Raw genomic sequence first — 11,682 nt, forward strand, 5'->3', positions numbered from 1 at the left:
GCTACATACCAGCCTCTCGAATGCAGCCTACTCCGCAAACGAAGCTGCAGTCGGTTTTAAGAACGATCTGGCGTTTCCGGGCATTCTACATCATGCTGCTCCCGGGTGTGATCTATTTTATTATTTTCCGATATTTTCCGATGTACGGGGTCATTATTGCCTTTAAAAACTTTGCCATCATGGACGGCATAACCGGGAGCGCCTGGGTAGATCCGTGGTATAAGCATTTTAGAGATTTTTATCAATCCCCCTATTTCAGCCAGCTCTTGACGAATACGTTGTTAATTAGCTGTTACAAGCTAATCTTTGGAACATTCCCCCCGATCATACTCGCGCTGCTGCTGAATGAATGCCGCGTTCTTTGGTTGAAAAATATTGTCCAAACACTGACTTATTTGCCGCATTTCTTATCTTGGGTTATTATTTTCGGCATCCTGCTGACCTTGTTCTCCCAGAACGGGGGACTGGTGAATCGATGGATTGTGGAGGCAGGCGGCCAGTCCATTCCATTCTTGACCTCAACGGACTATTTCCGCAGCATTCTGGTCGGTTCAGAGGTGTGGCAAAATCTTGGCTGGGGCGCGATCATCTACCTGGCAGCAATGGCAGGAATCGATCCTACTCTCTATGAGGCGGCAAAAGTAGATGGCGCGAGCCGGCTGCGGATGATTTGGCATATATCGCTTCCAGGAATTCAAAGCATCATTATCCTCCTCTTCATTCTAAAGCTGGGCCATCTGCTGGATGCCGGGTTCGACCAAATCTATATCCTGTACAATATTCAGGTGTATCCGGTTGCCGACATTTTGGATACTTGGGTATACCGAACAGGCTTGCAGCAATTGAACTTCAGCTTGGCTTCAGCAGTCGGATTATTCAAGTCACTCATTGGGCTGATACTGGTGCTAGGAGCTAACCGGCTGGCGAAAAAGTGGGGTGAGGGAATATGGTAAAAAGCTTGGACGATAAAATATTTAATGGCGTCGTATATGTTATTCTTGGGTTGTGCGGTCTTGCCGCCATTCTACCGATGCTTTATGTCGTATCGGTATCCATCACTCCATTCGGGGAAGTATTACGAAACGGCGGATTTATTTTGTTCCCGAGAGAGATCACGTTCTCTGCTTACCGCACGCTGTTAACAGAGTCAAATATACCGAAAGCGTTTCAAATAACGGTCCTGATTACGGTTATTGGGACGGCAGTCAATCTCATATTGACGGGCTTGATGGCTTATCCGCTCAGCCGTAAAAACCTGCCAGCAAGAAGGTTCTTTCTCCTGATGATTGTGTTTACTTTATTGTTCAGTGGAGGACTTATTCCTACCTACCTGGTCGTCAAATCGATGGGGCTGCTTGACACAATCTGGGCAATGATCCTGCCAAACGCCGTATGGAGCTTTAACGTGCTCATTATGAAGAGCTTCTTCGAGGGACTTCCCGAGGAATTGTTCGAATCTGCTAGGATGGACGGCGCCAAGGAATTTCGGATTTTGCTCCAGATCGTCACGCCGCTCTCGATTCCGGTCTTGCTTACTGTCGGATTGTTTTATTTAGTTGGTCATTGGAATGAGTTTTTCCAAGCGATCTTCTATGTGACAGACCGGACGCTGTTCCCGCTGCAGGTCATCGTCAGAGAAATTTTGATGCAAAGCCAGCAGCCGCTTGAAAATGCGGAGAACATCATGCCTACCCAGACGATGCAGATGGCTTCCGTTATGATTGCGAGTCTGCCCGTCATCGTGATCTATCCCTTCCTCCAGAAGCACTTTACGAAGGGAATGCTTCTCGGATCGATTAAAGGTTGACCTAGTCGCCGTATGGATAACTGGCCAGCTATACGGACCTATTCAATAGATAGATTTCAGAAAGGGGATATGAAGATGAGAAAAGTATTTTCATTCTTGCTGACCATTTCATTGTTAGGTGCTTTGCTTGCGGGTTGTTCGGGAGGCAGCGGCGAAACCAAAGACGGAAATACAAAAGAAGGCGATACGCCTAGTAATGCCTCTACCGCTAAGCCAAGCAACGGGGAAAGTGACAAACCGATTAAGCTGGAAATTATCGAGGCCGGCAATAACCTGCCTACGCCGGATAAGGATATCATTAAGAAGGAGCTGGATACGGCGCTAAACATCGATCTGAATCTGACGGTCTATCCTTCGAATGATGATTACGTAAACCAATTGAATGTTCGCATGTCCTCCGGTAATTTCCCTGACCTGTTCATGGTGAGCCGGCAGCAGCTCATTCAATTTTCAAAACAAGGACTATTGCTAGATATAACCCCATACATGGATAAATTACAGCAGACGGTCGACTACATCGGTGAAGATAGTGTCAAGAAAGGCATGGTAGACGGGAAAGTTTACGGCATCTCCAAATCCCCGCAAATCCCTTATAACACGTTGTGGATTCGCAAGGATTGGCTGGATAAGCTGAAGCTGCAGGTTCCGACAACGATTGAACAATTGAAGGACGTAGCGGAGGCCTTCACCACTCAGGATCCCGATGGCAACGGCAAACCGGACACGTTTGGTTTGACGGGAGGTAAGCTGTTCGCATTTTCAACGGTATTCGGAGCGTTCGGTGTCGGTATGCCTGGAAATTTCTATGAGAAAGACGGGGCAGTTGTTAATTCTCTGTACGACCCGGCAATGAAAGACGCACTGACGCTCATTCAGCAAATGATCGCTTCGGGCTCGGTTGATCCCGAATTGTTAGCCAACAGCGGGCTTCAGCATCAGGAGAAGGCCATTAAGGGGCAAGCCGGCATGGTCTATATCGATTGGCCGAATATGACGAAGGAGCAATTCGTCGAGCAAATCAAGACCGTTAATCCGAATGCGGAGTGGCTGCAAATGGCCGCGCCAAGCGGACCAGGGGGACAATTTGACGGCTCATGGGATATTGGCGCAGCACCGGGGAGATTTGCTATTCCGAAGGCACTGGAGAAGGATCCGGAGAAGCTGCAGCGCGTCTTTGATCTGCTGAACTATATCTCGAACCCGGAAGGCGGCTCGATGCTCGTTCAATTCGGGGTGAAGGACACTCATTTCACCATTGATAATGGAAAGCCAAAGATGACGGATAAGGCAGGCGACGTCGGTTATTCATGGTTATACCAATTCACAGGAAGGCCTGAAATGGAATATTTGCAAGCAAAGTTCACCATGCAGTCTGATGCAATCAAATTTTCTAACGATCAGCCTCGCATTAAAGCGCTCAACGGATTTGCCGATAATCCCGAAGGCTTTAATTCGGCTGACGCCGATCGGTATATAGAGGAAGAGATCGCGAAATTTATTTATAACAAACGCCCAATAAGCGAATACGATGCGTTTATTAAGACGCTTGAGACATCCATGAATTATAAAGCGTTCCTGGATAGCGCATACGAGCAGTTGAAGGCGCTAGGGTACGGAGGCTAACGCATTGAAGGCTGCAAATGGAGCGTGAAAGAAAAGCGGTTAATTAAATGTATGCAAGCAGGAGGAGAGGCCATATGGAAACGACTTCGCTGAATATTCTTGAATTGAAGAACCAATTTGACGAGCAAGGGTACTTGATTATACCGGATGTTTTATCAGAGGATAAGGTAACCCGTTTGAATGCAGCGATCGATGAAGTTCTCGCAGAGGAGCAAGAAACGCTTGCTCATAATATTTATAATAGCGTTTCTCGGCATGCTGAGATCGCATCGTTGATCGACCATGCCACCATCCTACCGTTAATCGTTAATTTGCTTGGCCATAATATTCAGCTGCATATCTCCCATCTGACGGTGAGGAAGCCTAATCCAAACGATGTGAAAACAGCTACGCACAGCTTCATCGATTGGCATCAAGACGGCCCTCATCCGCAGTTTCCGGTCATAGCAGGCTTAACGGCTACCTATTATATTAAGGTCTGTTACATTTTAAGCGATATGTCGCAGCCAAATAGAGGAAATACAAAGGTGATTCCGGGCAGCCATAAGCAGCCATACAATCCGAACAATAAGGATGTAAGCCAGCAATTGGATGGGGAGATACAGGTATGCGGAAAGCCGGGGGACGTGTTTATTTTTGCGCAAAATCTGTGGCATGCCGGCTCAACAAATCATTCCGAGTTCACAAGAAGACAGCTGTTTCTAGGCTACAGCCCGATCTGGATGCGTCCAATCGATTACCATCAGGCAGACGAGGGTCTCTTGAAGGACGCTGATCCGATCCGCCGTCAACTGCTGGGACAAATTAGCGACAATAGATTTAAGTATTATGTCCCTGAAGATTCGATGGTTCCGCTCAAATCAATGCTCATCGGCCATTCTTAATGTTTGAATCGGGCTCAAATTAAAGCTGAGTGATCGTTTCGCTTTTGTGGTGACATTCTTGCAGCGCAATAAGGATCAGTTAAAAACGAGTAATTGTCGTTTTTAACTGATCCTTTATTTTCTAAGCAGATGTAATTAGATCGCTTTCGCTAGCAGATCCGCATAAAATTCCACTCTATGACGCTTTAAGTGGACACCGTCCTTAAAGCTAACGGCTAGCGAGAGCTCAATAATCATCTGACATTTATTTTCTTATGTAAGTTAGTATACTTAAGATAAGCTCTTTCTTACCAGGCGGCGATTCTTTATACTATAGAAAAACCTATTTTTTGGGAAAGAAGAGGATAGCCATATGCCTAAGATCGTATTTTTGCGTCTACTGTCCCAGAACCAACTTGAACAGATTTACACGGTTATTCCCTCTGAATGGGAAGTGATTCATGGTGATAAAGAGCAGTGGACTCCCCATCTGAAGGAAGCTGAGATTATAGTCGGCTGGAACGGGACGGTTGCGGAGCAATGTTTGAATCCGAACGCGAAATTAAGATGGATACAGAATTGGGGGGCAGGTGTGGACGGAATGCCGCTTGCAGAGATGGCTGCCCAAGGGATTGTATTGACAAATGCTAGTGGCGTACACGCTTTTCCGATTTCCGAAACGATCTTGGCGATGATGCTTGCTTTTTCCCGAAAGCTTCATCTTTCGATCCGCCATCAAATCCAAAATACCTGGAAATCTACGGGAGAGTTGAACGAAATTCATGGCCGAACGATGGGCGTGATCGGAGTTGGGGAGATCGGAGAGGAAACGGCCAGGTTGGGCAAAGCGTTCGGTATGAAGGTACTTGGGGTAAGACGATCTGGAAAGCCTTCACAATATGTGGATCAAATGTTCGATAATCTCGGACTTGATGAGGTGCTCCGGCTAAGCGATTACATCATTGTTACACTCCCATTAACACCGGAGACGTATCGTTTATTTGGACGCAGGGAATTTGGTCTCATGAAAGCTTCCGCACACTTTATCAATATTGGCAGGGGCGGAACGACGGATACTGATGCTTTGCTTGAAGCGCTGTGTGAGACAAGATCGCCGGTGCAGGCTTGGATGTATTCGAGCAAGAGCCTTTGCCCGAGACGAGTCCGTTGTGGCAGATGGACAATGTCATCATCACCCCGCATAATTCGGGATCAACGGTGTATTATGATGATAGGGCAATGGAAATTTTTATAAAAAATATAAAGGCATACCTTCATAACGGTCAACCGTCCTGCAATCTCGTGGATTTCGATAAACATTATTAAACAGAAAAACTATAACTGCAGTGGACACTTCTATCGAGGAGTGTCCTTGCTTTGTTGACAAAATAAGTCTGAAGCCATATGAATTCGTATTTCGTCCTATTTGCTAGCCATTAAGCTAACGGGTTGTTTAATGCAATCATAAATTGGAACTTTAAAGCTTTGTACCGTATTATCATTAAATGGTTCGCGTATTGTAAGCAATAAAAAGGAGGATGAAGGCATGAACTTGACTCTACTGCAACAATCGGTATTATTGGCATTAACCACAGAATGGCAGACACCGGTGCAGATTGCTGGTCAACTTCCAAAAGTACCGGAGAATCCATCCGATGTAAATCAGATACTAAAAGACCTTTTGCGTGAGGGATTGGTGCAAGCTAATCCAGTTGTTTTCGGTCTGTATCGGTTAACCTCACTAGGCACAACCATCAAGACGACTGAATTGTGTGAGAACTGATAAAGTTTCAATAAAGACACGGAGGCAGCCGATCACAATGATCGGCTGCCTTTTCAACGCTAACGGGCAGGAGAGTGCAGAAAGTACTAGCACCTGACAGGGTACCCTTTCCAAAATGAATATCATGATATAGGTTTATATGGTATCATATGGATGAAATATTCGCCGAGGAGTTGATGCATTTTGGCAATAAAGAAACGTTTTGGTTATGGTTCGTTTTCTTTAGTTCTTCTGCTTTCGGGATTCTTAATAAACTGGAATTTTGGGAATGGGTTGATTGTAAGCCATTCACTCTTTAAAATAATTGGACTAGATATATACTCAAACGGAACTGATGGTTTTCACTATACTTTTTTAGCTTCAATACCGTTCTGGTTAGCGGCAGTACTAGTTTCCAAGAGGTACGTAAATGATTTTGGAGCAGTCATGAGTAATAAGATTGGCGAGTTTATGCTTGCGATAAGCGTGGTTGTTACGATAATTTTTCTAATACTCCCTATTTGGATTAAGTTTTAGTGGGGATTACAAAGCTTAAGCATCTCCATTCGGTTGGTAGGTGCTTTTTTATTTCTCAAATGGGCTTTTGATAAGTCATTACGCTACCGGGCAGAATAGTGCAAGCGTAGTGACTTGCCGAATTATGTAAAGACGTCTAACATTTATTTCAGGTGTCCGTGATGATATAGCGAATTGAGGCGTTCAAAAATGAAAGGGAAAAGTGTTAGGGAAATTAGGGTAACTGATTATCATGATATTTATTTGTTAAATCAAGACTTTAACCCAAATCTATATTTATTTTCTGAAGAAAAGGTAAAAGAGAAGATTGAAAACATTATAAAGAAAACAAAAGATATCATCTTAGTTTATGAACAAAACAACGAGGTAATAGGATATATTCATGGAAGTCCATATGAATTACTATTTTCTGACTCATTAGTAAACGTCCTCGGATTTGTTGTTAAAGAAAAGTATAGAAATCAAGGTGTAGGCAGCATGTTGATTGAGCGTCTTGAACAGTGGGGAAAGAACAATGGATTTTCTGGGATTAAACTCTTATCCCACCCAAGTCGAATACATGCTCACAGGTTCTACGAACGACGTGGTTATATGTTTACAAAGGACCAAAAAAATTTCATTAAAAAGTTCAAATAATACAACGATAGTTTAACTAACAAGGAGCAGTTGCTATGTGAACTGCACACTCCAAACGGAATTGCAGCGATTTGCATTGCGCTGGTACGGTATCGAGGAATTCAAGTACATCCTTGAATGCATTGGTTATTCCAATGTCATTATTTGTGCAGATTTTGAGGATGGAAAAATACCAACAAGCGGCAATCAGAAATTCGTTTATCAAGCCACTAAATTATAAATCACATAAGCCCCCCGTACTGTACTATGCGTGGGGCATGTTACGCTAACGGGACACGAAAGTTTAATACGGGAGTGGATTACATGTCCTTATCAAATTCCCCTGAACCGGCCAGTAGTCTTCCAAATTCTGTGACTGAGATGCTGCGAAATTTACTTCTTGGCATTCAAGAAGCAATCGGAGATGAGCTTATTGGCGTTTATCTGCGTGGCTCACTCGCTTTAGGTGATTTCGACCCTGTGACAAGTGACCATATACACATTGAAGTTTGGTGAAGTATGTAGTAAACAATGTTCGGTTAAGTGGGCGCTTGAAATATTACCAGAACGATGGCGTTCTTTAGTCGACCAGTCGCGAGCTTGGCGTACCGACACTACGCTTCCCGATCCCAGTATCATCTCTGAAGTGATGCGATTCGTGCACTGGGTCACTTCAAAAGCGGGTGTTGATGATTACGAATAACAACGGAATTTTATTAACCTGTAATTACATCTGACAACAAGGTGATTAACGGTAATATTTCAAAAACTAACGGGAAACGATAGTGGAATAACACACATGAAGAGCAGGCGCTGCGATGCCTGCTCTTATTATTGAACTTACGATCGTTGGAATAAATTGAATTTCTATTAGAAGTAAAAAAAAAGAAAGCTCATATAGCAGCTCTCGTTTGAATTCCTATTAATTATTAAAGTCTCTTGGTTGAATGTGGTGGTAAATGTACTGCTGTATCAATAACTACAACAACACTTCCTTTTTTGTATCTTTGAATTGAATAACTACAGGAATTAGCCTACCGCTTGGAGTAGTGTTTGTCAGTTTAATGGTTGAATTATTTGAAAGAGCGATATAAATTGCTCTTCCGTTAGCAAATGATCGTTTCCAAGGGCTGTTAAAATAGAGTACTTCATCTCTCATATCATGGACAGTATAATTTCTTGTCATTCTTGCTGCCATAGTAAATCACATCCTTATGTTGAAAGTTTTACTCTAACTTATATATGCATGATATAAGCTCATGGCTTGTTCATCTGTCCTAGTGAATTTGGAATGTATTGATAACGGGAGAAGACGGTTCGGAAAAACACGTCATATAATGTTAACAATATATTTGAACACCATTCATCGAAAATTTCCTTACCGCTGGAAAAAATTAAAGGACAATTGGAATGATGAATTCTCAAAATCAGATGTTTCGGTAAAAGTAAATTTGACCATTCAGAGAATAGGACTAACCGGAGCACTGGTAAGCTGAAAAAAGAAAAATTATTACATTTTCAGAGATTAAGTGTCATTGAACTAACAGGCAGGATAACGTAAAGCTGAGTGAATTTGATCCTTATAATATAATAGGAATAAAACTTAAGGAGTAAAAAAATGCTATCCAAATTATTACGAGTAGGGACAATTTATCTGCCTGTAACTAATCCGAAAGTATCTGCCGATTGGTTTTGCTCCAAATTAGGTGCAGGTCTTGATTACATGGACGAAGGAAATAATCATGCAATTATTAGTTTGGCTCATCAAAGTTTTATTTTAATCCAGAGTGAAACGGGTATACTTGCAAATTTTAGGACTATAAATGACGGGGTCATGTTTCCATTCACTTTTGAAGTGAATGGAGAAAGCGAGTTAATACAGTTACATAAAGAATTAAAGGATAAGGGAGTGCTTGTTGGAGCAATTGAAGATAGGGGACACCCAGGGACAAATTTTATCATTACTGACCCTGATGGGAATAGATACGATGTTTGGAGTGAGTTATCGAATGAGTTTAAAGAAAGATACAATATTATTTGAGTGACGATCGAAATGTCATTAAGCTAACGGACAGGATATGTCGCAAATTAATCATCGTTTAAAAAAGAACAAGCCGCGTAGTTGCGGCTTGTTCTTTTTTTATTGATAAAAGTCCCAAACTCTAGATCCCTTATTATTGAATTCATTTGCATTTAAGGGTGCCATAAGTGAAAAAGAAAACCGGTGCAGAGCTACCATTACGATTCGAAGTGAAGTTGAAAGCGAAAGAGGATACAAATCGAACTGCTGAAATTAAAATCCGCTTTCTGCATGTGCAGTGGGGTTTGCATTTTTTTGATAATTTAAACCCCTTACTTCCATGACACCAATAATGGGGCGTAATGAATTAGGGACGGTTCGATGGGAAAACGTTCAAAGCGGCTAGGAATGCCTCAATTGTTTGAAGCACATGGGCTATCGGAATGGTACCGGAGAGATATTCATGTCAGAGTCGAAAAGTACTTTAAGAAAAGTTTTCCTCATGAGATGATACACGTTTCGAAAAATGAAGCTTTCCCACTATATCAAAGAAAATAGGAATTCAAAATAAGTAAATATATGGTAATATGTAGTACGTAAGAGGAATCATCAACGAAGGTTACCGTTTAAGTGGATCCGGTAGCCATAGGTGTAAATGAATTTCATTTTTATCAAATCTGATTATAGAAAGGAATGAAGCAAATTGGTTGAGACTATTATTGAAAGGGTTTCATACTTACAGGTTCCAGTTAAAAATCTTGAGGAATCTACCGAATGGTATATAGGTAATCTGGGATTCAAGGTACATTGGAAGAGGCCGGACAATAAAATGACTATTCTTGCGCTTCCTTCAGGTCCGTCCATTTTTCTGTGCGAAACGGAATTGCACCAGGGAATGATGTCTGTCGTTATCGGATTTGAAGCAGTAGATATTCGTAAGTTGTTGACCGATTTGCAGAGTAAAGGGGTACAGATTGGCGATATCAGAGAAAACAGAGGGGTAGTCGAAGATGAAATCCTAGGAATGGATTTTGACTTCTATGATCCTAGCGGAAATATGTTAGTGGTACATGCCACATCTAAGTTCGTCGAGTAGATTCTATTGAATATTCTCATTAAGCTAACGGGGAACGATAGTTAAATGCAACACGGCAGCAACCGGTCTTATGGATCGGTTGCTTTTTTCGTTCAACTAAGGGGCAGGTTAGTGCAACTATATCCTTATTTAATCGTTTTATTTAAAATAGAAGCAACACAACTATAGGGCTAGGAGGGAATCGTATGGTTGAAATGTTGATAGGGATTATACTTAAACGAAAAGACTGCGAGGATAAAATTCAGGTGTAACAAGGTGGGCCGCTTATTACTTGCCTGAAACAAAATGAAGGAGGACGAATATGGCGCGGAAACGAAAAGTGGAAAAGTCATTGATACAGGAATTAAAGAAAGCCCTTCATTCTCTCACGAAGCCAAAACGCCTCCCCAAGAAAACCAAGAGTCGGAAAACCACCTCTACCAAGAAGACAACTAAAGCCAAGGCCGTAAGCACCTTAGAATTACAGAAGAAATTAGAGCAGGATTTAACCCGGAAAATGACGCAGGGTATGCAAAAGCTTAAGCAGGAAATGGAACAAGAACTCATGGAAAAACTAACAAGCAAGAAAGATACAACGCATAGAGATGAAGAAGTTTCTACCGATGGCAAGAAAACGAGAGTGCGAAAAGTCTCCAAGGACGTGACTACAGGAAAGTCATCCGCCAAAACTACAAAGGGGAAATTCAATCCGAAAACGGATTGTACATTACTTAAATTACTTACTTTATCCGATAGTCTAGAACGCAGAGTAGTCGTCGGCTACGAGGTTTTAGATAATAGTAGCCAAGAGATCTGGGGCATTGACATCCATGAAGGTACCAAATTGGGTAGGTCTAAAAAGATCTTGGATACAAAAGTAAAAAGCCGTAAAGTTGGTCAGGAGCGACAATACTATTTAGTGCATGTAATGGATGATACTCTGTATTACTCTGATGAATACGCTAAAGCGGTCCTAGAGCGAGGCAGACTGACAATCGGGAGATATACGTCTGAATTGGTAGACGCAATCAAGAACGCTTATGACTCAGGATACAAAAACAATAGTAAATTGCCTAAACTAGGATAACGATCCTCGATTTTCACGTTTCGCCTGCGAGATTTCGTCTTGAGAGAAACCAATCGTAACGATTGTCATTTATTACCTGTTGATATATTAAGCGAATACGTGGTATATTCTTATTCCGGCCAAGAAACACACCGGAACGAAAGAAAAAAAGATTGCTCTTTGAAAACTGAACAACGAGTAATAACTGCCCTTACGATCCTAACGGATCGTTAGAAAAGCGATAAAAAAGTAATGAGCATTTCAAACACCAATTTGGAGAGTTTGATCCTGGCTCAGGACGAACGCTGGCGGCG

17 protein-coding genes and 1 pseudogene are annotated in these 11,682 nt (G+C 42.3%); 17 read left to right on the forward strand and 1 reads right to left on the reverse strand.

The features are described from left to right. Nucleotides 1-20: 20 nt before the first annotated feature. The 12 genes and pseudogenes from AC1DLI_RS32900 (at nucleotide 21) to AC1DLI_RS32955 (ending at nucleotide 7,910) form a co-directional block, all read left to right on the forward strand. Nucleotides 21-953 (forward strand): ABC transporter permease, encoded by a 933-nt coding sequence (locus AC1DLI_RS32900; RefSeq protein WP_477609734.1) that lies wholly within the window; start codon nucleotides 21-23, stop codon nucleotides 951-953. Continuing rightward, complete coding sequence (locus AC1DLI_RS32905) at nucleotides 947-1,807, forward strand: carbohydrate ABC transporter permease (protein ID WP_477609703.1); 861 nt, start codon at nucleotides 947-949, stop codon at nucleotides 1,805-1,807. The genes AC1DLI_RS32900 and AC1DLI_RS32905 overlap by 7 nt, the downstream gene beginning before the upstream one ends. Nucleotides 1,808-1,876: 69 nt before the next feature. Further along, complete coding sequence (locus AC1DLI_RS32910) at nucleotides 1,877-3,430, forward strand: extracellular solute-binding protein (protein WP_477609705.1); 1,554 nt, start codon at nucleotides 1,877-1,879, stop codon at nucleotides 3,428-3,430. Nucleotides 3,431-3,504: 74 nt separating this feature from the next. Next, nucleotides 3,505-4,314: a phytanoyl-CoA dioxygenase family protein gene (locus AC1DLI_RS32915; protein ID WP_477609707.1), complete on the forward strand. Its 810-nt coding sequence runs from the start codon at nucleotides 3,505-3,507 to the stop codon at nucleotides 4,312-4,314. 352 nt (nucleotides 4,315-4,666) lie between these two features. Further along, nucleotides 4,667-5,338 (forward strand): annotated as a pseudogene (locus AC1DLI_RS32920) (NAD(P)-dependent oxidoreductase); the annotation flags it as partial. A 104-nt stretch (nucleotides 5,339-5,442) separates the two neighbouring features. Then, nucleotides 5,443-5,619: a hypothetical protein gene (locus AC1DLI_RS32925; RefSeq protein WP_477609709.1), complete on the forward strand. Its 177-nt coding sequence runs from the start codon at nucleotides 5,443-5,445 to the stop codon at nucleotides 5,617-5,619. Between the two features lie 220 nt (nucleotides 5,620-5,839). Beyond that, nucleotides 5,840-6,076 carry a hypothetical protein gene (locus tag AC1DLI_RS32930; protein ID WP_477609711.1) on the forward strand — a complete coding sequence of 79 codons (237 nt, stop codon included), beginning with the start codon at nucleotides 5,840-5,842 and terminating at the stop codon, nucleotides 6,074-6,076. Between the two features lie 183 nt (nucleotides 6,077-6,259). Continuing rightward, on the forward strand, nucleotides 6,260-6,592 hold the full coding sequence (locus AC1DLI_RS32935; RefSeq protein ID WP_477609713.1) for a hypothetical protein: 333 nt from the start codon (nucleotides 6,260-6,262) through the stop codon (nucleotides 6,590-6,592). A 189-nt stretch (nucleotides 6,593-6,781) separates the two neighbouring features. Next, nucleotides 6,782-7,228, forward strand: a complete 447-nt coding sequence (locus AC1DLI_RS32940) for a GNAT family N-acetyltransferase (RefSeq protein ID WP_477609714.1) — start codon at nucleotides 6,782-6,784, stop codon at nucleotides 7,226-7,228. Nucleotides 7,229-7,265: 37 nt separating this feature from the next. Continuing rightward, nucleotides 7,266-7,448, forward strand: a complete 183-nt coding sequence (locus tag AC1DLI_RS32945) for a hypothetical protein (protein WP_477609716.1) — start codon at nucleotides 7,266-7,268, stop codon at nucleotides 7,446-7,448. An 83-nt stretch (nucleotides 7,449-7,531) separates the two neighbouring features. Next, the gene (locus AC1DLI_RS32950) at nucleotides 7,532-7,723 is read left to right on the forward strand and encodes a hypothetical protein (protein ID WP_477609718.1); all 192 of its coding nucleotides are present in this window, start codon (nucleotides 7,532-7,534) and stop codon (nucleotides 7,721-7,723) included. Beyond that, complete coding sequence (locus AC1DLI_RS32955) at nucleotides 7,695-7,910, forward strand: aminoglycoside adenylyltransferase domain-containing protein (protein WP_477609720.1); 216 nt, start codon at nucleotides 7,695-7,697, stop codon at nucleotides 7,908-7,910. Before AC1DLI_RS32950 ends, AC1DLI_RS32955 begins: the two co-directional genes overlap by 29 nt. Before the next feature lie 276 nt (nucleotides 7,911-8,186). Here the strand turns inward: AC1DLI_RS32955 and AC1DLI_RS32960 are convergent, their stop codons facing one another. Further along, a complete protein-coding gene (locus AC1DLI_RS32960; protein ID WP_477609722.1) occupies nucleotides 8,187-8,405 on the reverse strand; it encodes a hypothetical protein in 219 nt (72 codons plus the stop codon). A 139-nt stretch (nucleotides 8,406-8,544) separates the two neighbouring features. Here AC1DLI_RS32960 and AC1DLI_RS32965 point away from each other — a divergent pair, with 139 nt between their 5' ends. The 5 genes from AC1DLI_RS32965 to AC1DLI_RS32985 all read left to right on the forward strand — a co-directional run bounded on the left by AC1DLI_RS32965 (nucleotide 8,545) and on the right by AC1DLI_RS32985 (nucleotide 11,389). Beyond that, complete coding sequence (locus tag AC1DLI_RS32965; RefSeq protein WP_477609724.1) at nucleotides 8,545-8,703, forward strand: Ger(x)C family spore germination C-terminal domain-containing protein; 159 nt, start codon at nucleotides 8,545-8,547, stop codon at nucleotides 8,701-8,703. Nucleotides 8,704-8,825: 122 nt separating this feature from the next. After that, nucleotides 8,826-9,248: a VOC family protein gene (locus tag AC1DLI_RS32970; RefSeq protein WP_477609726.1), complete on the forward strand. Its 423-nt coding sequence runs from the start codon at nucleotides 8,826-8,828 to the stop codon at nucleotides 9,246-9,248. Nucleotides 9,249-9,415: 167 nt separating this feature from the next. Beyond that, the gene (locus AC1DLI_RS32975) at nucleotides 9,416-9,571 is read left to right on the forward strand and encodes a hypothetical protein (protein ID WP_477609728.1); all 156 of its coding nucleotides are present in this window, start codon (nucleotides 9,416-9,418) and stop codon (nucleotides 9,569-9,571) included. 359 nt (nucleotides 9,572-9,930) lie between these two features. After that, on the forward strand, nucleotides 9,931-10,323 hold the full coding sequence (locus AC1DLI_RS32980; protein WP_477609730.1) for a VOC family protein: 393 nt from the start codon (nucleotides 9,931-9,933) through the stop codon (nucleotides 10,321-10,323). Between the two features lie 301 nt (nucleotides 10,324-10,624). After that, complete coding sequence (locus AC1DLI_RS32985; RefSeq protein WP_477609732.1) at nucleotides 10,625-11,389, forward strand: hypothetical protein; 765 nt, start codon at nucleotides 10,625-10,627, stop codon at nucleotides 11,387-11,389. Nucleotides 11,390-11,682 lie beyond the last annotated feature (293 nt).

It is taken from the genome of Paenibacillus sp. 01T443 (assembly GCF_056398325.1).

Excerpts from the sequence above, each read along its gene's own strand:
- AC1DLI_RS32965 (WP_477609724.1), top strand. The coding sequence starts at position 8,545 with ATGTTAACAATATATTTGAACACCATTCATCGAAAATTTCCTTACCGC.
- AC1DLI_RS32985 (WP_477609732.1), top strand. The coding sequence starts at position 10,625 with ATGGCGCGGAAACGAAAAGTGGAAAAGTCATTGATACAGGAATTAAAG.
- AC1DLI_RS32970 (WP_477609726.1), top strand. The coding sequence starts at position 8,826 with ATGCTATCCAAATTATTACGAGTAGGGACAATTTATCTGCCTGTAACT.
- AC1DLI_RS32930 (WP_477609711.1), top strand. The coding sequence starts at position 5,840 with ATGAACTTGACTCTACTGCAACAATCGGTATTATTGGCATTAACCACA.
- AC1DLI_RS32940 (WP_477609714.1), top strand. The coding sequence starts at position 6,782 with ATGAAAGGGAAAAGTGTTAGGGAAATTAGGGTAACTGATTATCATGAT.
- AC1DLI_RS32905 (WP_477609703.1), top strand. The coding sequence starts at position 947 with ATGGTAAAAAGCTTGGACGATAAAATATTTAATGGCGTCGTATATGTT.
- AC1DLI_RS32915 (WP_477609707.1), top strand. The coding sequence starts at position 3,505 with ATGGAAACGACTTCGCTGAATATTCTTGAATTGAAGAACCAATTTGAC.
- AC1DLI_RS32910 (WP_477609705.1), top strand. The coding sequence starts at position 1,877 with ATGAAGATGAGAAAAGTATTTTCATTCTTGCTGACCATTTCATTGTTA.
- AC1DLI_RS32950 (WP_477609718.1), top strand. The coding sequence starts at position 7,532 with ATGTCCTTATCAAATTCCCCTGAACCGGCCAGTAGTCTTCCAAATTCT.
- AC1DLI_RS32900 (WP_477609734.1), top strand. The coding sequence starts at position 21 with ATGCAGCCTACTCCGCAAACGAAGCTGCAGTCGGTTTTAAGAACGATC.
- AC1DLI_RS32960 (WP_477609722.1), bottom strand. The coding sequence starts at position 8,405 with ATGGCAGCAAGAATGACAAGAAATTATACTGTCCATGATATGAGAGAT.